The organism is Providencia sp. 2023EL-00965 (genome assembly GCF_033550225.1).
GTDB lineage: Bacteria > Pseudomonadota > Gammaproteobacteria > Enterobacterales > Enterobacteriaceae > Providencia > Providencia manganoxydans.
The window spans coordinates 1-20,232 of the sequence record NZ_JAWUEH010000009.1; the positions used below are offsets into that span (position 1 = coordinate 1).

17 protein-coding genes, 1 tRNA gene and 2 pseudogenes are annotated in these 20,232 nt (G+C 39.6%); 9 read left to right on the top strand and 11 right to left on the bottom strand.

The annotated features are described in order from the left end of the window. The first annotated feature begins 471 nt into the window (after window positions 1-471). The 6 genes from SC428_RS12200 to SC428_RS12225 all read left to right on the top strand — a co-directional run bounded on the left by SC428_RS12200 (window position 472) and on the right by SC428_RS12225 (window position 6,507). On the top strand, window positions 472-744 hold the full coding sequence (locus tag SC428_RS12200; RefSeq protein WP_318707889.1) for a helix-turn-helix transcriptional regulator: 273 nt from the start codon (window positions 472-474) through the stop codon (window positions 742-744). Between the two features lie 154 nt (window positions 745-898). Further along, window positions 899-1,645, top strand: a complete 747-nt coding sequence (locus tag SC428_RS12205) for a hypothetical protein (protein WP_042116087.1) — start codon at window positions 899-901, stop codon at window positions 1,643-1,645. 119 nt (window positions 1,646-1,764) lie between these two features. Further along, window positions 1,765-2,286: a CS1 type fimbrial major subunit gene (locus tag SC428_RS12210; protein ID WP_318707890.1), complete on the top strand. Its 522-nt coding sequence runs from the start codon at window positions 1,765-1,767 to the stop codon at window positions 2,284-2,286. A 144-nt stretch (window positions 2,287-2,430) separates the two neighbouring features. Then, a complete protein-coding gene (locus tag SC428_RS12215; RefSeq protein WP_198861348.1) occupies window positions 2,431-4,842 on the top strand; it encodes a TcfC E-set like domain-containing protein in 2,412 nt (803 codons plus the stop codon). Continuing rightward, window positions 4,842-6,086 carry a hypothetical protein gene (locus SC428_RS12220; RefSeq protein WP_318707891.1) on the top strand — a complete coding sequence of 415 codons (1,245 nt, stop codon included), beginning with the start codon at window positions 4,842-4,844 and terminating at the stop codon, window positions 6,084-6,086. Before SC428_RS12215 ends, SC428_RS12220 begins: the two co-directional genes overlap by 1 nt. A 256-nt stretch (window positions 6,087-6,342) precedes the next feature. Continuing rightward, entirely contained in the window at window positions 6,343-6,507 is a 165-nt protein-coding gene (locus SC428_RS12225; RefSeq protein ID WP_318707892.1) for a hypothetical protein, read from the top strand. Window positions 6,508-6,891: 384 nt separating this feature from the next. Here the strand turns inward: SC428_RS12225 and SC428_RS12230 are convergent. The 9 genes and pseudogenes from SC428_RS12230 to SC428_RS12270 form a co-directional block, all read right to left on the bottom strand. Then, window positions 6,892-7,032: pseudogene (locus SC428_RS12230) on the bottom strand (helix-turn-helix domain-containing protein); the annotation flags it as partial. 247 nt (window positions 7,033-7,279) lie between these two features. Beyond that, complete coding sequence (locus SC428_RS12235; protein ID WP_318707893.1) at window positions 7,280-7,678, bottom strand: helix-turn-helix transcriptional regulator; 399 nt, start codon at window positions 7,676-7,678, stop codon at window positions 7,280-7,282. A 392-nt stretch (window positions 7,679-8,070) separates the two neighbouring features. Next, a pseudogene (locus SC428_RS12240) lies at window positions 8,071-8,768 on the bottom strand (IS1 family transposase). A gap of 534 nt (window positions 8,769-9,302) precedes the next feature. Beyond that, window positions 9,303-9,887 carry an antirestriction protein ArdA gene (locus tag SC428_RS12245; RefSeq protein ID WP_318707894.1) on the bottom strand — a complete coding sequence of 195 codons (585 nt, stop codon included), beginning with the start codon at window positions 9,885-9,887 and terminating at the stop codon, window positions 9,303-9,305. A gap of 325 nt (window positions 9,888-10,212) precedes the next feature. After that, window positions 10,213-10,497 (bottom strand): hypothetical protein, encoded by a 285-nt coding sequence (locus SC428_RS12250; protein ID WP_060560757.1) that lies wholly within the window; start codon window positions 10,495-10,497, stop codon window positions 10,213-10,215. A 250-nt stretch (window positions 10,498-10,747) separates the two neighbouring features. Further along, window positions 10,748-12,013 (bottom strand): tyrosine-type recombinase/integrase, encoded by a 1,266-nt coding sequence (locus SC428_RS12255; RefSeq protein ID WP_318707895.1) that lies wholly within the window; start codon window positions 12,011-12,013, stop codon window positions 10,748-10,750. Window positions 12,014-12,208: 195 nt separating this feature from the next. After that, window positions 12,209-12,284, bottom strand: a tRNA-Phe gene (locus SC428_RS12260). A 125-nt stretch (window positions 12,285-12,409) separates the two neighbouring features. Then, on the bottom strand, window positions 12,410-12,988 hold the full coding sequence (gene dicD / locus SC428_RS12265; RefSeq protein WP_070925407.1) for a division control transcriptional repressor DicD: 579 nt from the start codon (window positions 12,986-12,988) through the stop codon (window positions 12,410-12,412). A gap of 145 nt (window positions 12,989-13,133) precedes the next feature. Next, window positions 13,134-14,429 (bottom strand): uracil/xanthine transporter, encoded by a 1,296-nt coding sequence (locus SC428_RS12270; RefSeq protein WP_140182996.1) that lies wholly within the window; start codon window positions 14,427-14,429, stop codon window positions 13,134-13,136. A gap of 314 nt (window positions 14,430-14,743) precedes the next feature. Between SC428_RS12270 and SC428_RS12275 the strand changes: the two genes are divergently transcribed. Beyond that, window positions 14,744-15,883, top strand: coding sequence for a glycerate kinase (locus SC428_RS12275; RefSeq protein ID WP_070925408.1), 1,140 nt, complete (start codon window positions 14,744-14,746; stop codon window positions 15,881-15,883). 60 nt (window positions 15,884-15,943) lie between these two features. Here SC428_RS12275 and SC428_RS12280 read toward each other — a convergent pair whose 3' ends face one another. Then, window positions 15,944-17,266, bottom strand: a complete 1,323-nt coding sequence (locus SC428_RS12280; protein ID WP_283125899.1) for an anaerobic C4-dicarboxylate transporter — start codon at window positions 17,264-17,266, stop codon at window positions 15,944-15,946. Window positions 17,267-17,411: 145 nt separating this feature from the next. Next, window positions 17,412-18,836, bottom strand: a complete 1,425-nt coding sequence (aspA, locus tag SC428_RS12285) for an aspartate ammonia-lyase (protein WP_140182993.1) — start codon at window positions 18,834-18,836, stop codon at window positions 17,412-17,414. A gap of 397 nt (window positions 18,837-19,233) precedes the next feature. Here aspA and SC428_RS12290 point away from each other — a divergent pair, with 397 nt between their 5' ends. After that, entirely contained in the window at window positions 19,234-19,749 is a 516-nt protein-coding gene (locus tag SC428_RS12290; RefSeq protein WP_070925411.1) for an FxsA family protein, read from the top strand. Window positions 19,750-19,909: 160 nt separating this feature from the next. After that, entirely contained in the window at window positions 19,910-20,203 is a 294-nt protein-coding gene (locus tag SC428_RS12295; protein ID WP_008914587.1) for a co-chaperone GroES, read from the top strand. Window positions 20,204-20,232 lie beyond the last annotated feature (29 nt).

A 20,232-nucleotide genomic window follows, 5' to 3' on the forward strand; every position in this document is an offset into this window, starting at 1 on the left:
AGGTCAAGCAGAACATTTTTACTATGGCCAACCGTTAGGAGAAGTGCGCCTCGTGAATAGAGTATTCGGACTTTAATCCACTTTGAGCGGAAAAGCTCAGCTTCACGATTCTATTTGCAACAGAGCCGATTGAACGACAAAAAAACAGTAATAACGAGTAATTCGTTAAATTTGGTTTCAAAATGCGTATTAATATTTTCAATTGCAATCTAGTCATCTACGTTATCATTTCTCAGGAAACTTAACATCTTATAAAAAATCTATTTAAAATCATAAAGTAATACACATAAAATCAAAAATCATTGGCGATAACGATCAATGCAAATCAAACTAATAGCCATGAGCTATCGTAAACAACAAAATTGATCGTCTTAAACTATTTCCCTCTCCTCTTAATTTACCTTAGTCTTTAGCACCAATAGTTTTGATATTAACCATATTTTAATTTGGTAAAACGAGTGGTTCGCGTTAATGAGATACAATATATCAAATGCAAGTGTTCGCATAGGTGCATTTTTTCGAAAACACAGAAGATTACTAGGTATGTCGGGGAAAATATTAGGACAAAAATTAAATATCTCCCAACAACACATCTCTCGACTAGAACGAGGGCAAGCAACATTTTCAATCGAAATCATTCTGCAATTATTAAATGAGATTGATAAAACGTTACTTGATTTAATTGTCGAGGTATTTTATGAAGATCCCAGTGAAGTTTTAATTGAATATCAACGTTTGCGTTAATTCAGTACTGCATTAACACAAAAGAAAATAGCCTACATTTTCCATTAATCTGTTTTCTGGGATTATTTAAAGTTTTAAGATGAATTAGATTGGATATTTGTGTTGGTTTTTAATTAAAGTTTTATTTTTTATTATATAAAAAATTGGAATATGTATGCTTAAACGAATTCACTTTATTTTAACATTGTTATTAATGAGTATAACAATAACAGTATGTGCCTCACCTTCCATTGGTATTGGTAGTATGTATGATGTTTTTACGCCGGAAACACAAAGCCTGACCAAACGCGTATATAATACAGGAACATCTACCGCATTTGTTCGTGTTGAGGTATTGGAGATTGATGTTACCCCGAAAATGAATCAACGCGAATCAACACAAAAAGAAGTTGACGCAGGCTCATTAACACAAGAACGACTCATTGTCTCACCACTAAGATTAATCATTCCTCCATCGGGCTTTCAGACTGTACGTATATTGTGGTCAGGAGCGCGAGATAAAGAACGTTATTTTAGGATCCGTTTTACCCCTGTACTCCCAGAAGAAAATGATGGTTTTGGTATGAGCAAGGATGAAATAACTCAATACAAGAAAAACGCACTGGAGGCCGGAATTAATGTATTGACTGGGTATGGTAGTGTTGTTGTGATGCAACCTGAAAAACCTTTATTTAATACCGTTATTGACGATAGGAACAAACAAATAGCAATAATAAATAAAGGAAATGCTACCATTATATTAGATAATATCCGTTATTGTGAAAATGCAAAATCACATTGCGAGAACAAATCCCGAGAAATTATATTGCCTGGGAGGGAGTTTATTTTACAAAAAAAACAGAATAACAAAATCACCTTCACATTAATTGAAGGTGATAAATCAAAATCATTTAATTATTAACATTAACATCAATCTAGATAAATAATTAATTTTAATTTTGTTTTCTAGTTATAGAAAATAAATAAATAGGAAAACAGCGTTTTCCTTCTTTTTTTAATCATCATAAATGAGGTATTCACATGTTAAAAAAATCATTATCCGCGATTTTAATGTCTTGCGCGGCTTTAGGGTCAATGACTGTTCACGCTGCGGATGAACAACGCTACGCTATCGACTTAACGGCCACCATCCCAACAGATGATTTTCAAGTTATTCCTGTTGAGGGCGGCTGGGTTAATCAAACGCAAGAAATGGTTTATGATTTAGGAACTAAGAAGTTACAAGATTTCTCCAAGCAATTTCAATATAAAAATACATCCGGTGGTATTCAAGCAACCTTAACGAATACCGACTCAACTGGCACAGCTATCTTATCAAATGGAAAAGATACCATTCCGTTAACTGTTATCTTTAATGGTGTAGCACTCAGCAATACGGCTAATACCGTAGTTGATGCCGCAGATGCCAAAGCAGGCGGTCGTGCTAATCTTCGCATTACACAAAAAACAGACACACCTCTAACTGTGACAGGCTCTTTTATTGGCCAAGTGGCAATGGTTTTTGAACCAGCGCTTGTCGCGCCTCCTGCTGGAGACAAATAAGTTACTCAAGTGATGAAGGCCTTTGAGGCCTTCATCCTTATTACTTAGTCTAGTCGTTCGTTATTTCAATTGTGTTTGTGCATTTATCGAGTGACTAACTATTTTTTATAGTGTTTGTATTTTTTGATTCGGCTAAGAATAAATATGAAAGTATTATTTACTTTAATTCTAGCACCTGGAATAGCTTTGGGGGCAAATTTATTATCAGCAGGCAATACGATAAAAGTTCCTGATGAATTTAAGCAGTATTTTTATAATTCAGAAATTGTTTCTCAAGTGTATCTTAATGATTCTCCGCTTTTTGATGCTGTCTTTTCGCTTCATGAAAATGGACAAATTAATCTCCTACGAATTTTAGATGAAGAACCAGATATTAAACCTCAAGTTAAAAATGAGTGGGCTAATATTTTACAAAAAGGGATCTCATTAGGTGCATGTCACTCCTCCTGCCCTGCAGGACTAATCTCTGCTGAATATCGACTGGATAACTCCTCGTTAAAATTATTTACATCACACTACGAAACTGAGCAAGTAAACAATGACTATATCCATTTGCCTAGCACTCTGCCAAATGGTGTCATTATGCACAATAATTTATCTGCCGTTTCGGTAGCTTCAGCGAAGACATGGAACTTTACCTCATCTATCGTGTCCTCGCTTTTAGGATGGACACAAAAAATATCGCTGCAGACCTACGGCTCTAGCCAAGCCAATCAAACACAAGAAACCAATATTTATGCACTATACACACAAAAGGAATTAGCAGGTAACTTTGTTCGCTTAGGTTTTTTTTCCCCGGACAGTGATAAGGGAAATGTTGAAACCAATGGATTTAGTACAGGCTCTGTTGCTGGAGCCATGTGGGGAACCTCAAATGCATTATTGATAAATAACGAAAGTGTCAGTGCTTACCCTATCTATGTCACCGCTGCCAATCAAGCAACGGCAGAAGTTTGGCTGGATAATCGCCTCATCTACTCGCAACAACTGCAACCAGGAATACAAGCTATTGACACTCGGCGTTTACCCAGCGGCATTTATAACATTACGATTAATACCCTAGAGAACGGTAAGATTGTGGATACTCAAATAGCTCAAGTATACAAGCCATTAGGATGGCAAAATCCCAATCAAAAATGGCGCTTAAATTTCTGGGGGGGGCAAAAAAGAGATTTAGTGATTAGCCGTAAGAACACCACCGAGAATAATAACGCGTTCATCGGCGGCGGTGCCGTCGATTACTTATTGACCCCCCGTGTTATCTTGGGAAGCAGTTTTTTAATGACCGCAGAAAAATATCAGCTCAGCGCAAGATCAACGGTAACACTGTCTTCCAATGATAGTCTTTTTGCCCAATATACCTTGACGGATGACGATTCACGAAAAAATTCGAGCGCAGATTTACGTTATTATCGGACGCTTTCACCGGGAAACTCGTTGAATGTCTTTTGGCGTCGAACTTCCCAGGATAGTTATCGCTCGACAGACTCGTCTAAGCAAGTTGGGAACGCGTGGGGGGCGTCAATGTTCACCCAATTACCGTGGGCGAGTTCACTGACATTGAATGGTCAATACATGAAAAATCCATCAAGAGAAGGGTTTGGGATTGATGCAGCATTGACAACAAAAGCCATGTTGGCTAATCGCGATGTTAATTTTCGAGTAAGTGCGTATGACCGACCTGGATTTAATCAAAAGAATCGGGAGCAAGGTGTGATGTTCGGAGTAAGCATGTCATTAATGCCGACTGCACAGCATACGTTATCAGTTGATGCGGGTATCAATGACAGTAACAGCTATTCGAGTTTAAATTATCAATGGCAACCCCAGGATGAAGGGGCACTACGTTGGCTAGGCGCTGGAATATCGCAAAGTGGTGGAAGCACACTCATTAACGGTAATGGCGCCTTGGAAAGTCGAGCGCTCAGTGGGGATGCTTATGTCCAGCATTATGTACAAGACAAAAGCACCACAGCGGGCATTAACTTAAGTCAGACACTTTTGTTGGGTGAAGGAAGACTTGCGGCGAGTAGTGGCGAACGTGGTTTAGGCATGGATTCGGCATTTATCGTAGATTTAGAATCAGATGACCCCGATATGCAAATTGTCGCTTCAGACAGTGTTAGCGAAACAAAGTTATTCCAGGGCCGAAATGTTATTCCTGCGGATGTCTGGAAAAATGAGTCCATCCAGTTTTACAGCATGGGTGAACATAACGGAAAAGTTTTTCCTGAATATGAATCAATGCAAATGAATCGAGGTAGTGTGAAATATTTAAAATTAAAGGCCATCAAAACAACAGTGCTTGTGGGGATGCTGCAAGACAACCGAGGTCAAATGTTAAGACATCGTCAGGTGATTAGTGATATTAGTAGTGGCGTGATTAATGCTGAGGGCGTTTTAACATTAGATACGGGCATCAATAACCAAAAACTCACTGTCTTAGCCGATGGTCAATTACCCGCCTTATCGTGCCAGTTACCGGACGCCCTGTCATCGGAAAAAGCCGTTCAGTTTTTTCCTGTTATTCGTTGTTCATCAATGGAGGGGTTATAATGCGTTATTTTCATTACATTCTTGGTATCGTCATGTTGGCGCTCAGTGCATTTGCCCACAGTGTAACGATTGATTTAACTGCAGAGTATAACATGAATGGTAGCGGCAAGTTTATAAATACAACCCCAATAAGCGGATATTGCGCACAATATCCAACACATTGCGATGTTGATGAGACAAGTGTTCATTTGCCGTTAACAACAACAATTTCCTACCCTATCGTTGCTTATAATGAACCTCGTAAAGGACCTTACTTTAACTTTCCTAAAACTCCCAGAACACTCACAGTAAGGAATCAGGATACTGGAGAAGCATTTGACGTTATATTTAGGGTAACCAGCTATTCTTCACAATTCACAACAAATTATGCTTCATATAATTGGGATGAAGGTGACAAAGATTTTAGCGCACCTCGGGGAGGAGGATGTTCTTATTATACTACTGCATGGGGGGGGGGCTCAGGAACAGGAAGTTGGATTCAATTTATCTGGAGAACATTAAATAACACTCTCCCCTGTCAGAAAATAAGCAGAATAGACAGAACCGAGCCATCCAAATTTTATGACATGAGCATTGGTTACTCATTAACTACTAAAGACAGTTTTGCAAGCATTCCTTCAGGTCGCTATTTGGGGAAATTATCATTTTCCGTAGGTCAAGGAGGCGATTTTGATTTTGGTGATAACTACCAAGCCAGTGACAGCGTTGTTGATATCAATCTCACTCTTTCCGTTAATCATGATTTAATCGTCACTACAACGCCAGAAGGTCGTGCGTTATCATTGCAACCTTGTAGTATAGGTAAAGTTTGTACGGAAGAACAGGGAAAACGAAACTGGGAACGTTGGATGATAACAAAAATCACTCCTCAGCTTACTGCTCGAAGTGACTTTTTAATTTCTTCAACGGGCTCATTTACAGCTTATTTGCAATGTGAATATATTCAAGGTGAACATTGTGCTATAAAAAGTGACAATAATGGACAACTGGTTCCTGTGAAAGGATATTTGAGCTTACCAAATAATATTATTAATCAGAAAACCAATAGCACGGTTACACGTGCGCTAATGCCAATCCATAAGGATATAGTAAATAATACGTTTTCAACACGAGATATTGGAAGTAATCGTAAGGGAAGCATCGATTTTTTGGTCACTCAGCATGATGTTGATACTATGCTCTTGACAAGACCGGATACTTACCGAGGAACAGTGACCGTTATTTTTGACCCGAATATATATTAATTTGAAACGAAATGAGTGGATCTAGTAGATATGAAAGTCTGGAGATCGGTGAGTAACCCCCGTGTCAGTATAGTTGTCGTCTAGATTTTTAAGGAGATAACTATGCTAGCTAATCCAGTTCCAATTGATGTGAAAACGAAAGGTCAAACTTGGTTGTTACTACCGTATAATTGGGCTCACCGAAGAATTGCTAAAGAATTAGATGTGAGTCCTTCCGTGGTCTAAGTGGAGAAGTGAACTTGTTGAAAGCGGTCTATTGTCTACAGAATTGCCGTTAGAAAATGCTACTGCTGATTTTTCAGCGGAGCAGAGATTTTTCATCGTGATTGAAACTGCAACAATGTCTGAGCGCGAGTTAGCTGAATACTGTAGGTCTAAAGGGGTATTTGTCGATGACGTTAAAGCTTTGCGAGCACTATAATCTATTTATGCAGAAACGGAACTTATTCCAACAGAGTCTCAGTCTGTAATTTTCGACGAGATTACTTCTACGACAATAAGGCATTCAATCTAATTTACAGGAAACTACAGAATCCAATCTCACATATCTGGTCATATAATTCCTTCATACTGGGCAAGCTTGGAAGATATGAAAAATGTTCAATGCCCTTAATGGTTTTGGCATATTACCAAATCAAAAAACATACAGTGATGAAATGCTAAATGTCCGAGGAGGCCCTGTAACGAGATTCTTTTATGGTACTAATTCCTTTACTGGAATCGCTTATCTTGATGCAGAGTAGGGGGGTGAGAATAAAACATTGACCTTTTATTGTGTCACTCAGAACTGTTCTGCACAACAAAATTAGGACACTCTTCTGGTTGGATTTTCAGGACAGGGTTTATTGTTGATTAATTCTTTCTCGCAATCTCGTTCATAAGCTCTTTTCCAAGTATAAAAAGTTTCTCTACTGCTCCCAAAATGACGACAAGTTTTAGCAATATTTTTGCTCTCGCGGGCATGATTTTAGATTTTTGTTTTATGTGCAATATCTCGTTTAGCTTTAATATTCATCATATCTGATCTCCGACTGCAATTAGAAAAAACTAATTGTCAACCGAAATCCAGACTTTGATAAATTTATTTTCAGCAATGAAATAAACAAATCGCTGAATAACACACAACACCATTATCCGCATCATTGATGTGGATAAATTGAATAAATCATTGAGCACCACAGGTTCTAAATAAACTAGCCTTTGGATTTAATTAATCTATATTCATTATTGGATGCATCTACCACAGGAATAAATAAAGAATGATATTTCGCATACGTTGCCGGAAATTGCTGACTTAATCTAACAGAAACCTGAGAAAAAAATTGATCGATCGGCATATCGAGAATATACAATAAGCGGATCAAGGTATCGACATCAATATGACACACACCGTTCTCATAGCGGGATATTTGTTGTTGTGATACATTCAGTTGCTCACCCAATTGTTTACCTGTCATGCAGCGAGCCTTACGGATAAAATAAATTTGCCGGCCAATGATCAAACTGAGCTGCTGCTTTGACGTTAGATTTTTATACAGGTTTTCACCATCGCCTATGACATTAAAGTACTCGCAATAGACATGCTTATCCATAATTTTTCATTCCTCACTTTCAGCTAAAAAATCAAAGATAACGTAACAGAACAAATTAGTTCGATGCGTTATTCTTAGAGCGAAGTTTACTGCTTTCTTAAAGAAAATCAATCCCTGAATAATAGTATAAACTAGATAAATATTTATACTTACATGCTATATGTGTTATTGCAAAACAAAAATAACGCTATAAAACCAACCACTACAAAAAAAACTAAAAAGGATAATCATATGTAGATGGTTAATCACTTCGCTCAAATGAAAAATAATAATTAAAAATAAGTATAAAAAACAAAATAAATATAAATTAATGTTATCAAAAACATAAAATACACTATTTTTATTTAAACTGTTCCATTAAAAATGCGGTCGTGTATTCAATGTGTAGAGTATCATAATAGGTAGTGTTCGCGTTCAATAAATGTGCCGATGATCTTGTCGTGCATCTCTGCTGATTTGGAGTAGCCTAACGTCTTGCGATTAAGTCGCTTTAAGCGGTTTCTCAGATTTAAATTCTCTCTTTCTATTCGTTGGGTATAAAATTTATTGGCTACGTGTTTTTGTTTGGGCAATATCTCATAAGCACAGAACTTATCCGTGCACCAAAAAGCTACATTAAACCTAGATAGTAAGGTCAGCAACTGTCGAAGAGTTTCTTTGTTTCGACGACCAAATGTATGAGCAATAATCCGTTTTAGGCGAGGTTCCCAAGCATACCAGAGGCAGCATTGTTGTTTCTTAATTAGCGACAAAAGACCACTGCTCATCGACTTCGCAAAGGAGTTCAATGTGCAAATTATTAAGCGGTCAAGACGTTACCTGTCTCGGCGAGAGCTTTTCAAGTGCGAACGACCGCATTAATGCTGATATGAAGGGCTCTGGCAGTATCACGAATACCCGCATTATTCATCGTGAGGTCGATAATTTTATCTTTGGTACCGGGTTGGCAGACATGATATTCATAATCGAGTTGGAAGCTTCGGCAGCAGTCTTGGCAACGATAACGTTGATGGCCCGAGCTTCCTAACCCATGTTTTTTCACTGAGGAAGTTTGTTGACAAAATGGGCATCTTACATCGATTTTAGCCATGAATATTATCCGGTAAATTACCCTATATTACAGGTTAATCACCGAATTGAATACATAACCAATAATATGATCAGTATATTTCCAATTTATTAGAAGGGGCTAAAAAACGTAACTCAACTATTTTATATAGAAATGACTTTACTATAAAATATAATAATGAGTCTCCTTGTGAGGTAATAATGATTATTTTTAAGGTATAAAAAGTATATTGAAGCATTGGCGACTGGTGAGTTTAAAACTGTCCGTTGAGCAACTTATTTCTGCATATTTACGGGCTGTCCTAGATAAGAACTGGTTTATGATCCACTTCGATGGTCGGATCAATGACCACTTGTAAATAATACATGGGGAACTTACACAAAATTATCTACAGGCTTCACAATAGCCATCTTCACGGATATCCGTAAAGATGGCTTAAAATAGAGTTTAGTTTGATTAACGTTCTAGCTTATGGATGTCATTGGGGGACCACAGCATTCTTTATTTCCCGCCTTAAGGAATGAAAGCGGTTTGACTCTCATTCTGTTATCCTATCTACCCACTCGTATAATAAACATATCCTCCACTGTGAAAAATTCCTCCTTGTTCAAGGCAAACATCACGTCCATAGCGTTCATAGTCAAAGTAATTGGATAAATGACCCAGTTGTGCTAAATCATAACAACCACTTTCTTCTATCCAGTAATAACCTAAATCATATTCATTATTGACCCCCGCTAATTGCTGGAAAGAATCTAAATTATCCGCTAAATGAATTAAATCATGAATTGAACTCGCTGAAGCTCCGATTTCAATTGCCGCCTGATAAAGGTCAATTTCATCAGGCGATAACATGGCTAGTTGTGTGGCTAACTCGTTCAAGTCATCTAAAAGGCTATATTCTGAAATATAGGAAGAAAGGCCATCAATTGAGGATTCATAGTCCGTCAAGAAATACTCTTCATAGTGAATGCCATCAATACCAATACGGGCTAAACAGTATTCGATCTCTTTTGATGTTGCCGGAAGTTCAAGCCACTCACCAACCAGTTCACCTTCGTTATATTTTCCTAAATTCGTGATAAAAACAGAGATAATCCCCGATTTTAGGCATGGGGAAGCCGTCGCTGTTATACGCATATTCGTGTCCTATTATTGATGTATTGTGATTTAATTAATGGCGATATTTTGATAAAGGGATCTATTTCCCTTTAGAAGATAATATTGATATAAAAAGCCAATCAGCTGAAAAACAGACAACTCGCTTTAAAAATGATTAATGACGTTTTAGAGCAGGATAATGAGTCGCTTTACAATCCCGATAACATGTTATGCTTTCTATCATGATCTCAATTTGCGCGGGTTAAAACGAAAAAAGCCCCTGTCCAATAAACTAGGGTCAGTTCAGACTCACAGACTCCTAAGAGATGAAACCCCATCAGGGGCTTCCGTTAACTTATGGCTATCAATCAAACGTGTATTCACACTCGATACATTCATAACGATCAAATACCACGCCATCTAAAGCTGAACCACTCACAGCCCCAGCAGTAGCTCCAGCTACTAAACGTCCAAATAGAGCGCCTACCGCAGCACCAGCAATCGTCCCTACAACAGGAACAGCAGAGCCGATAGACGCTCCAGCTAGTGCGCCTGATACGCCACCAGCAACAGCTCCTGTTTTTTTCCCTATATGACGTTCACGAATACGGGTTGAGTCACATACAGGGCAACAAATGTAATTTTCCATCATGATTTCCTTTTATTTTGATTAAAAAGCAAAAAAGCCCCTGTCCATGAGGACAGGGGCTTTTAGTGGTGTATAGATATTGAATAAGACGTATTACGATATAGTGATTAATGACTATGCTTTTTGGCGATTAAAATTCCCATGAAGAATATTTCCACCATTTCTCAATGAATCGATGTAGCCGGCATACTACCGTAGTATTCGACTCCTCGTATTGCAAATGGCTCTCCTATATGACATGGATAAAGTCTTAGTGATTCATTGGATTATTCAACTTGGCAAAGTCGAATGGCGAAATCGTTTGTTCCCGATTAGCATCCAAGTAATCTGCCCACCACTGCACCATTAATCGGCGTTGATCAATATGTTCTGCCTTATGAATATAAGCAGCCCTCACTGAGTTACGTTCTTGGTGGCTCATTTGACGTTCTACTGCATCTTTCGACCATAAACCTGATTCAACTAATGAACTACACGCCATCGTTCTAAAACCGTGTCCACAAATTTCAGTCTTCGTATCATAGCCCATCACACGTAAGGCTTTATTGACCGTATTTTCGCTCATAGGCTTAAAGGGATTATGAGCGCCCGTTAGGATCAATTCATGTTCACCCGTCCATGTCCAAATCTCTTTCAGTATAGTGATGGCTTGGTGGCTAAGGGGAACTAAATGCGGAGTGCGCATTTTAGCGCCTCTGTATGAGAATTTAACGCCGGGTATAGGCTTTCGCTGAGCAGGAATAGTCCATAAGGCTTTATCGAAGTCAATTTCAGACCAACGCGCATAGCGAAGTTCGCTTGACCTAATAAACACTAATAAATTTAACATCACGGCTAGGCGAGTGACGGGCTGCCCTTTATAAGCATCGATACGGGCAATGAGTTCAGGTAGACGGTCAAGGTTAAGAGCTGGACGGTGTTGGCGTTGTACAGTCGTTACAGCCCCTGCGGTATCAATAGCAGGGTTATAACCAATAATACCGGATTGCACCGCATAACGCATAACAGCAGCGATACGTTGCTGTAAACGCGCAGCTATCTCATAAATCTCTTTACTTTCTGCTGCACGGATAGGAATAAGCAGGTCAGGGGTTTTGAGGGTAGTGATATCGCGTAATCCAATATAAGGAAAGACATGCGACTCCAAACTCTTTAAAACCTTTTCACTGTGTGATTCAGACCATTTTTTATTGCTGGCATGCCATTGTCTTGCGATGGTTTCAAAAGAAAGATTAGCATCAGAAGCTGCTTTAGCCACACGTTTTTGTTCGCACGGGTCAATACCGTCAGCAATCAACTTTCTTGCTTCATCACGTTTTAAACGCGCCTCTGATAAAGAGACATCAGGGTATAAACCCAATGCTAAGGTTTTCTCTTTACCTAAGTGGCGATAGCGTAATCGCCAGTACTTAGAACCATTAGTGTGAACCAATAAGTGCAGACCTGCACCATCGGTTAATTTATAGGATTTCACATCGGGTTTAGCCGCCCGAATTTTAGCGTCAGCCAGTGCCATAGTGAGCTTCCTGAGAGATAAAGTGGGTACAAAATTCTATCGAACTAGTGTATACCCGCAATTGTACCCGCACAATGGGGTTGATGTGGGTAGAATCGAGTAGAATTCAGTTGAGTTGAAACTTTGGGAGAGTGTTGATTTTAGCGGGCTTTACAAACAAAAACAGACGTCGGTTGACGTCTGTTGATAATAAGGTGGTGCCCGGACTCGGAATCGAACCAAGGACACGGGGATTTTCAATCCCCTGCTCTACCGACTGAGCTATCCGGGCAACGGGGCGCATTAAACCGCATTAGATGGTTTGCGTCAACGAGTTTTTGCTAAAAAAACGTAATTTTTAACTGAGTGTTTCCTTTTTCAACAAAAGCTGTTGCTTTAACGCGCGATTGATCGTTTTTAGCTTAATGCGCCTTTTTTGCGACACAGCGCAATAGCTAAAATATCTTCAGAAAGATGTTGAGCAATTTCTACATCACGAATGTCTCTTTGAACTAATAGACGGTTTAAACAGCCTTCTAGGACAAGTTCCATTTGATTTGCGACGAGTTCTGAGTCTTCAATATCTAATTCATCTAACAGCTCTTTGGTATACAAGAAAGAGTTATCTTTTTGTAGACGGCTAAGTTGGTGAATAGGATGTTGGGGATCGGGATAGTGGTTGCAAGCGGAGACAAATAAGCACCCAGGGAAACGGCCTTCACTGACACGACTATAAAGTTGTTGATAGCGAGCGGTAAGCTTCTGTTGTGGGCTCAACGTTTCATCTAGGCGAGTTTGGCGCTGCCAAATTTCAATTTGTTGTCCGTGATAACGTAGGCAGTCATAAACCAAAGCTTCATCATCAGGCCAAAACTGGCGGATCACACTAAAGTTAGGTTCAATTTCATGGAGAAGGCGCTCTGTCGATGCGGATAAACCTTGTTTTTCTAATTGGTTAAGAGCGTGGCTTAAAATCTCTTCGCGCTGTACTGACATTGTTAGCTCCGTCACATATTGTTCTCATACTTTAATCATAACAATGTTTACTCGCTCGTCATACCTCAAAGTCATAGCGATTTACATTTAGGCAAAGCAGGGCATGCTTGATGGCTTACATCCCGCGGTACGATTGCTTCTCAAATTATTTTACTTTATCCCACCTAAAAATATTTTCTAAAATGATTGAAATAATAATTCCCATAAGTAATCCATTAGTCACTATTGGGCGAATAGTTAATGGGATATCTTGCAGATAAGCAGGGGGAACACCCATTAAAAAAATACCTATAAACAAAGGAAGTGCAAGACGGTATATATTGCGAGGATTCAGTTTTGATACATTAATAAACAGTAAAGAAGACCATAATAATGGCAAATAAGTCACCATCATCACAGTACTGCTAATGACTAAGGGAAAGGAAGCGAAAATCCCTGAAAGCAGCGGGACTAAACTGATAATTAAAAAGAAGAGGCTACCAATGATAAACGGTTTTTTGGTGGAGTCACCTGTTTGAGTAATTAATCCAACTGATGAAACAAAAGGTGCGAACGGAACAATACCAAGTGGTGAGCATGTCAGTGTCATAATGCCTGAAGCAACAAAACTTCGACGGTATATAGTAGGCGAGGCTGTTGCTCCTTCATGAAAAATATCTGTACCTTTTATTGCACCAAAGGTATTCGAGGTATTGAGGAAAGCGGTTATCACACAGGTTGCCACAATACCATAATTGATTGACTCGGCTTTACCGAGTGGAAATAGCTGCCAATTGATGCTGCTTGATACACTCATTTCTGGGGAGAAAAAAGCTAGGAATAATATCCAGCCTAAAATTGAACCGATTAAAACCGCGTATTTATTAATATTGCGGGGTAACAATATAATGATTGCGATGATCAGCGCCATGATAAACAGTGCTAATAAGAAGGTATCAAACTGAATATGTACAGGCTGGTCAGTGGCATTAAAAGGCAGGCCAAGCATTCCTTTTAGGAAAATAGAAATCAAATTGGCGCCAAGTAAAAACATGAACACGGCCATGACACTGGGCGAAAATAATAAAGCTAAATATTTACCAATACCGCTGAGACCAATAAAGATAGTAATTAGACCCGCAATGGCAATGCCTAAGGCAAAACTGATCCCGATAACTTCAAGCGGGGTTCCTTGAGCCGATTCAGTAAAAGTGACAGATAAAATCATTCCCCACCATAAACCAGCGGATCCTTCCATTATAGAACGTTTATGGCCAATAATAGCTTGGATCAGGCAAGCGAGTGATGTTGCTATAAATGAATATTGGGTAATAACCAGTGTGGTGTCATTAGATAGCTGAAAGGCTGATTGCAAAGTGGGGGGGATCACCACGGTATTGCAAAAAATAAAGAAAAACCATTGAAAGCCTGATAATACACTGTCTTTATTTAAGCCTAACATCGATCCCCCGCCTATAATATAGCTAAACAGCACTTTAGAATATGTCGAGTATATTTGTCATCATTCAAGATACGGGGGCTTTTCGTTAAAGTATGGAGGCTACATTCAGTATGCCTAGCCACATAGTTTATCTATACTCCCCTAGTTATTTTCGCTTATCGCTAAACTGCACCTCGAATTATTTAGAGTATATACTGTTGGTGTTTACAGAAAATTAACTAATTGCGTTTAACATACATGAGTATTAATGCTTTGACATTCTTCTGCATTAAAAAATGAGAGGATGAAAGCGTGGCTGATAGGTACATTTGTTTATGAAAATTATCATAGCACCTGATTCATTCAAAGAGAGTATGAGTGCAGAGCTTGCTGCAAATGCAGTAAAGCAAGGATTTCAAGCCATCTTTCCACATGCTACCTACCTTAGCTTACCTATTGCTGACGGGGGAGAAGGTACAGTTGATGCCCTGATTGCAGCGATTGGCGGCGAACGTATCACTGTTGAAGTCAGTGGGCCGCTAAATCAAACTGTGATGGCAACTTATGGATTGTTGCATCAAGGGGAAACAGCGGTCATTGAGATGGCCGAAGCGAGTGGTTTGATGCTAGTTGCTCCTAAAGATCGTAATCCTATGTTAACGCATAGCTTCGGTACCGGTCAGTTGATCAAGGATGCCTTAGATAAAGGTGTTAAACAGATCATTCTCGGTGTTGGTGGTAGCGCGACAATTGATGGTGGCGTTGGCATGCTACAGGCTCTGGGGGCTATTTTCTATGACGCTCAACAACAAGTGCTAGGGTTGGGTGGCGAAGTATTAAATCACATTACTAAGATCGACCTAGCAAATTTAGATCCTCGTTTACAGCATTGTCAGATTGATATCGCTTGTGATGTAGATAACCCACTAGTGGGTGAACGTGGTGCAGCTGCCATTTTTGGCCCTCAAAAAGGGACTACAGCTGAAATGGTGATAACTTTGGAACAAGGTTTGAATCAATTAGCGAATGTTATTGAGCAAATGACAGGCACAGATTATCGTCATTTATCAGGTGGTGGTGCGGCTGGTGGGATCTCAGTTGCGGCAGCTGCATTTATGGGTGCTCAGCTAAAACCGGGTATTGAAATTGTCATCCAAGCCGTCAATTTGGAAAAAGAGATTGTTGATACTGACTTAGTGATTGTGGGTGAGGGCAGTATGGATGGGCAAACCGCAGGTGGTAAAGCGCCGATCGGTATTGCGAAGGTGGCAGCGAAACATAATGTGCCAGTGATAGCGTTGAGTGGGGTATTAGGTAAAGGCGTTGAAGCACTACATCAAGAAGGCATTGATGCTTTTTTTAGTATTTTACCTCGTTTATGTCCACTCGAAGAAGCTCTGACTGAAGGTGCAATGAATCTACAGCAGACAGCGTACAATGTGGCAAAAGTTCTAAAGTTGGGACAGCAATTGTAATGCATTAAAAAAACAAAACCCGCCATTATTGCGGGTTTTGTTCAAGTAAAGAATCACTCACTACAATATCATTCCACCAAATAGGAAACCGAAAGTAACGGATAAAATAACCGCTATGGTACCTGGAATGAAGAATGGATGGTTGAACACGAAGCGACCGATACGTGTTGTCCCTGTATCATCCATTTGTACTGCGGCAACCAATGTTGGATAAGTTGGCAGAATAAATAAACCCGATACCGCAGAGAACGATGCAATCGCGGTTAGTGGGCTAACATGTAAAGCTAATGCCATTGGCATTAATGCTTTTGCTGTTGCAGCCTGTGAATAAAGCAGCGCTGAACAGAAGAAGAAAATAACCGCTAACATCCATGAATGTTCGTGGATCAAATCACCCGCAGTTTCTTTAATCCAATCAATGTTATGCTGTACAAATGTATCACCTAGCCAAGCAACACCAAGAATACAAATACATGCACTCATACCGGCTTTAAAAGTACTTGAATTGAGGATCGAGTCAGTGCTAACACGACAGAACACGGTAATTAATGTTGCCACACTCAGCATGATGATCAAAATTGCGTTAGTGGTATTCATTAATGGTGTTTGCACTAAGCCTAAGCTCGGGCTATTGACGATGGCGTAGATAACAACACAGATAACACCGAGTAGGAACAACAGAACCGATGATTTAGCGCCCGGTTTGATATCTTTGACTTGACTACCACGTAATTCAACTAAACCTTCAGCTAAACGTTTTTGATAAACAGGGTCATCAGACAGTTTAGAGTTAAATGTCCAAGAAATGATGAATGACATCAGAATAATGGCAAGGAAAGTGGATGGTAGCAAAATAGCGAGTAACGTAATGTAGCTAACCGTATTACCAGCACCAACCATTGCCGAGTTTTCCATTATCGATGCCATGTATACCACTGCCGCAGAAATTGGTGATGCTGTAATACCAATTTGAGCTGCAACAACCGCAGTAGACAGAGGGCGGCATGGTTTCACACCTTGCTCTTTGGCAACTTCGGCAATAACGGGCAATGTCGCTAAAGAGATGTTACCTGTACCTGCAAAGAGGGTCAGGAAATAGGTCACGATTGGGGCAAGAATGGTGATATATTTTGGATTACGACGTAGTAGTTTTTCTGTTTGGGCAACTAAGTAATCGAGACCACCGGCGATTTGCATTGCAGAGATCGCGGCGATGACCGCCATAATAATTGAGATAACGTCAAATGGAATGGTTCCTGGTTTCACGCCAATTGCAGCGAGTACCAGTACACCAAGGCCACCGGCAAAGCCGATACCTATCCCACCTAGACGGGCCCCCAAAAATATGGCCAGTAGAACAATTATAAATTCCACGGCTAACATAGTGTTTACTCCTCGACAAATTTAAAATTAAAAATATGAAACTGTTATGTTAATTTTTTGTGTGTGCATGAATTAAAAAAGGCACGCTTTCCAAAGGAGAGGCGTGCCTTGATTTTTAAGAATTATTTATGTTTAACATAGATGATTAGTCATCAAATCGTTTCGCTTTATAAGCTGGGTGTTTTAGGTTCTCTACAGAGAAGATATCATCCAGTTGCTCTTCGGTCAGTAAGCCGCGCTCCAGTACGACTTCGCGTACACTCTTACCTGTTTCTGCACAGATTTTGCCCACGATATCACCATTATGGTGGCCAATAAATGGGTTCAGATAAGTGACGATACCGATAGAATTAAACACGAACGCTTCACAGATTTCTTTATTAACTGTAATACCGTTAACGCATTTTTCAACTAGGTTGCGGCACGCGTTGCTCATCAGCGAAATAGATTCGAACATGGCTTGACCGATAGCGGGTTCCATGACGTTTAACTGTAGCTGACCCGCTTCAGCTGCCATTGTAACACAGATATCGTTACCGATAACTTTGAAACAAGCTTGGTTAACCACTTCTGGGATTACTGGGTTAACTTTTGCTGGCATGATAGAAGAACCTGCTTGTAATTCAGGCAGATTGATTTCTTTCAGACCCGCGCGAGGACCGGAAGACAGTAAACGTAAGTCATTACAGATTTTAGACAGTTTAACTGCAAGGCGTTTTAAACCTGCGTGAACAGTGATGTAAGCACCACAGTCTGAGGTTGCTTCGATTAAGTCTTCTGCTGGAACACAAGCCAAACCTGTTACTTCAGCCAGTTTCTCAACAGCGAGTTTTTGGTAACCCGGCGCAGTGTTCAAACCAGTACCGATAGCCGTTGCACCTAAGTTAACTTCCAGCAGTAACTCAATGCTGCGTTTTAGGTTTTTCTCTTCTTCTTTTAAGAGGGTTGCAAATGCATGGAACTCTTGACCAACCGTCATTGGCACTGCATCCTGTAATTGGGTACGACCCATTTTCAGGATGTCTTTATATTCTTCTGCTTTTTTCTCAAAGCCTTTTTTGAGGTATTCAACTGATTCAATCAGTTTAACAACGGAGTTGTATACCGCAATACGGAAACCAGTAGGGTATGCATCGTTGGTTGATTGGCTTTTGTTTAAGTGGTCATTTGGATTTAGGAATTCATATTCCCCTTTTTTATGACCCATCAGTTCAAGACCAATATTTGCAAGGACCTCGTTGGTATTCATATTGAGTGATGTACCTGCACCACCTTGGAATACGTCAACAGGGAATTGATCCATGCATTTACCTGAATCCAGTACAACATCACAGGCTTTAATAATAGTGTCTGCAATATTGCGTGGAATAGTGTGAAGTTCTTTGTTCGCCATTGCAGCCGCTTTTTTTACCATTACCATGCCGCGAATAAATTCTGGCACGTCATTAATGGTGCGGTCGCTAATATAAAAGTTTTCAATCGCACGCAGAGTATGAACACCGTAATAGGCATCAGATGGGACTTCTTTCTGACCTAACAGGTCTTCTTCGATACGAGTATTGTTTGACATGAGAACCTTCTTAATTAGATTACAGTTACTGTCTATTATGCGCTTTTAAAATATATATACCGTGAAACAAAATATTATAGGTGTAAAACACCTGTTACTTCATTATCAGCATAATGATCTACTGATTTATGGGTAGATGATATGCTGTTCTTAAATCATTACCTTGAACCTAGATCACTATATAGTTTGATTTATGAAACAGATTTCAAAATGTGTGAACAATCTCACAGATGAAACTAAAAAAATTAGCAATCTCCAAGAGTTGAAAAACGTTATAGTGACCCCAATCATTATGGCTATACTAATTAGAAATGCTAATTTTGTTAGTTGTCTCTTGATACAGTTCACAAAGGTTTTCTAAGGGGCGAAAAAGAAGATAGAAACAAAGGAGAACATTGTGCGCTGGTTACCTCTCATATTGCTTTGCCTTCTCATTTATATTGAGTCCGTTATATTCGTTCGTGTTGCTTCTGCCATTGGTGTATTAGCAACATTGATACTGGTCGTGCTGACATCCTGTTTAGGCGTCTCTCTAGTTAAAAATCAGGGGATGAAAAATGTCATGCAGATCCAACAAAAAATAGCCGCGGGAGAAAGCCCAGCTGCTGAAATGATTAAAAGTGTAGCTTTAGTATTAGCCGGTTTCTTACTGATTGTTCCAGGCTTCTTCACTGACTTTATTGGCTTGCTTTTATTGTTGCCCCCAGTTCAAAAATTGTTTGTGATGCGCTTGATCCCGCATATTCGTTTCTCTTCAATGGGAAATGGCTTCAGTGCAGGGCGTCACAACCCATATCAACAAGGTGATACATTTGAAGGGGAATTCCAACGTAAGCAGGATGACCCAACTTATACCCTCGATAAGTCAGATGATCCTACCGAATCAGAAAAAGATAACCGTCCTAAGCCATAATCCCTCTACGGGGGAAGTGAAAAACTAAAAAATTTTTATCTTCCCCCCCTTGAAGTCGCTTTATCTAGCCCCAATCTCCTGAATCATGGTACTGGTTTAATTAGGCATACTGGTATCGTCCTTTTACCTAGTGTGGACTTTATTTATAGGAGAACTATTAATGAAAATTCGTCCATTGCATGACCGTGTTATCGTCAAGCGTAAAGAAGTTGAATCAAAATCTGCTGGCGGCATTGTTCTGACTGGCACAGCAGCAGGTAAATCTACGCGTGGTGAAGTCCTTGCCGTTGGTAACGGTCGCATCCTCGAAAATGGCGAAATTAAAGCGCTGGATGTGAAAGTTGGCGACATCGTTATTTTTAACGACGGTTATGGCGTGAAAGCTGAGAAAATCGACAACGAAGAAGTGTTGATCATGTCAGAAAGTGACATTCTAGCGATTGTTGAAGCGTAATTTTCACTTAGATCTTCTCAACTAACGAA

Coding starts and splice junctions, on each gene's coding strand:
- SC428_RS12220 (WP_318707891.1), top strand. CDS start 4,842: ATGCGTTATTTTCATTACATTCTTGGTATCGTCATGTTGGCGCTCAGT.
- dicD (WP_070925407.1), bottom strand. CDS start 12,988: ATGTCAGTACAGCGCGAAGAGATTTTAAGCCACGCTCTTAACCAATTA.
- aspA (WP_140182993.1), bottom strand. CDS start 18,836: ATGTCAAACAATACTCGTATCGAAGAAGACCTGTTAGGTCAGAAAGAA.
- SC428_RS12270 (WP_140182996.1), bottom strand. CDS start 14,429: ATGTTAGGCTTAAATAAAGACAGTGTATTATCAGGCTTTCAATGGTTT.
- SC428_RS12245 (WP_318707894.1), bottom strand. CDS start 9,887: ATGCGTATAACAGCGACGGCTTCCCCATGCCTAAAATCGGGGATTATC.
- SC428_RS12210 (WP_318707890.1), top strand. CDS start 1,765: ATGTTAAAAAAATCATTATCCGCGATTTTAATGTCTTGCGCGGCTTTA.
- SC428_RS12255 (WP_318707895.1), bottom strand. CDS start 12,013: ATGGCACTGGCTGACGCTAAAATTCGGGCGGCTAAACCCGATGTGAAA.
- SC428_RS12250 (WP_060560757.1), bottom strand. CDS start 10,497: ATGGAAAATTACATTTGTTGCCCTGTATGTGACTCAACCCGTATTCGT.
- SC428_RS12235 (WP_318707893.1), bottom strand. CDS start 7,678: ATGGATAAGCATGTCTATTGCGAGTACTTTAATGTCATAGGCGATGGT.
- SC428_RS12295 (WP_008914587.1), top strand. CDS start 19,910: ATGAAAATTCGTCCATTGCATGACCGTGTTATCGTCAAGCGTAAAGAA.
- SC428_RS12200 (WP_318707889.1), top strand. CDS start 472: ATGAGATACAATATATCAAATGCAAGTGTTCGCATAGGTGCATTTTTT.
- SC428_RS12215 (WP_198861348.1), top strand. CDS start 2,431: ATGAAAGTATTATTTACTTTAATTCTAGCACCTGGAATAGCTTTGGGG.
- SC428_RS12205 (WP_042116087.1), top strand. CDS start 899: ATGCTTAAACGAATTCACTTTATTTTAACATTGTTATTAATGAGTATA.
- SC428_RS12275 (WP_070925408.1), top strand. CDS start 14,744: ATGAAAATTATCATAGCACCTGATTCATTCAAAGAGAGTATGAGTGCA.
- SC428_RS12280 (WP_283125899.1), bottom strand. CDS start 17,266: ATGTTAGCCGTGGAATTTATAATTGTTCTACTGGCCATATTTTTGGGG.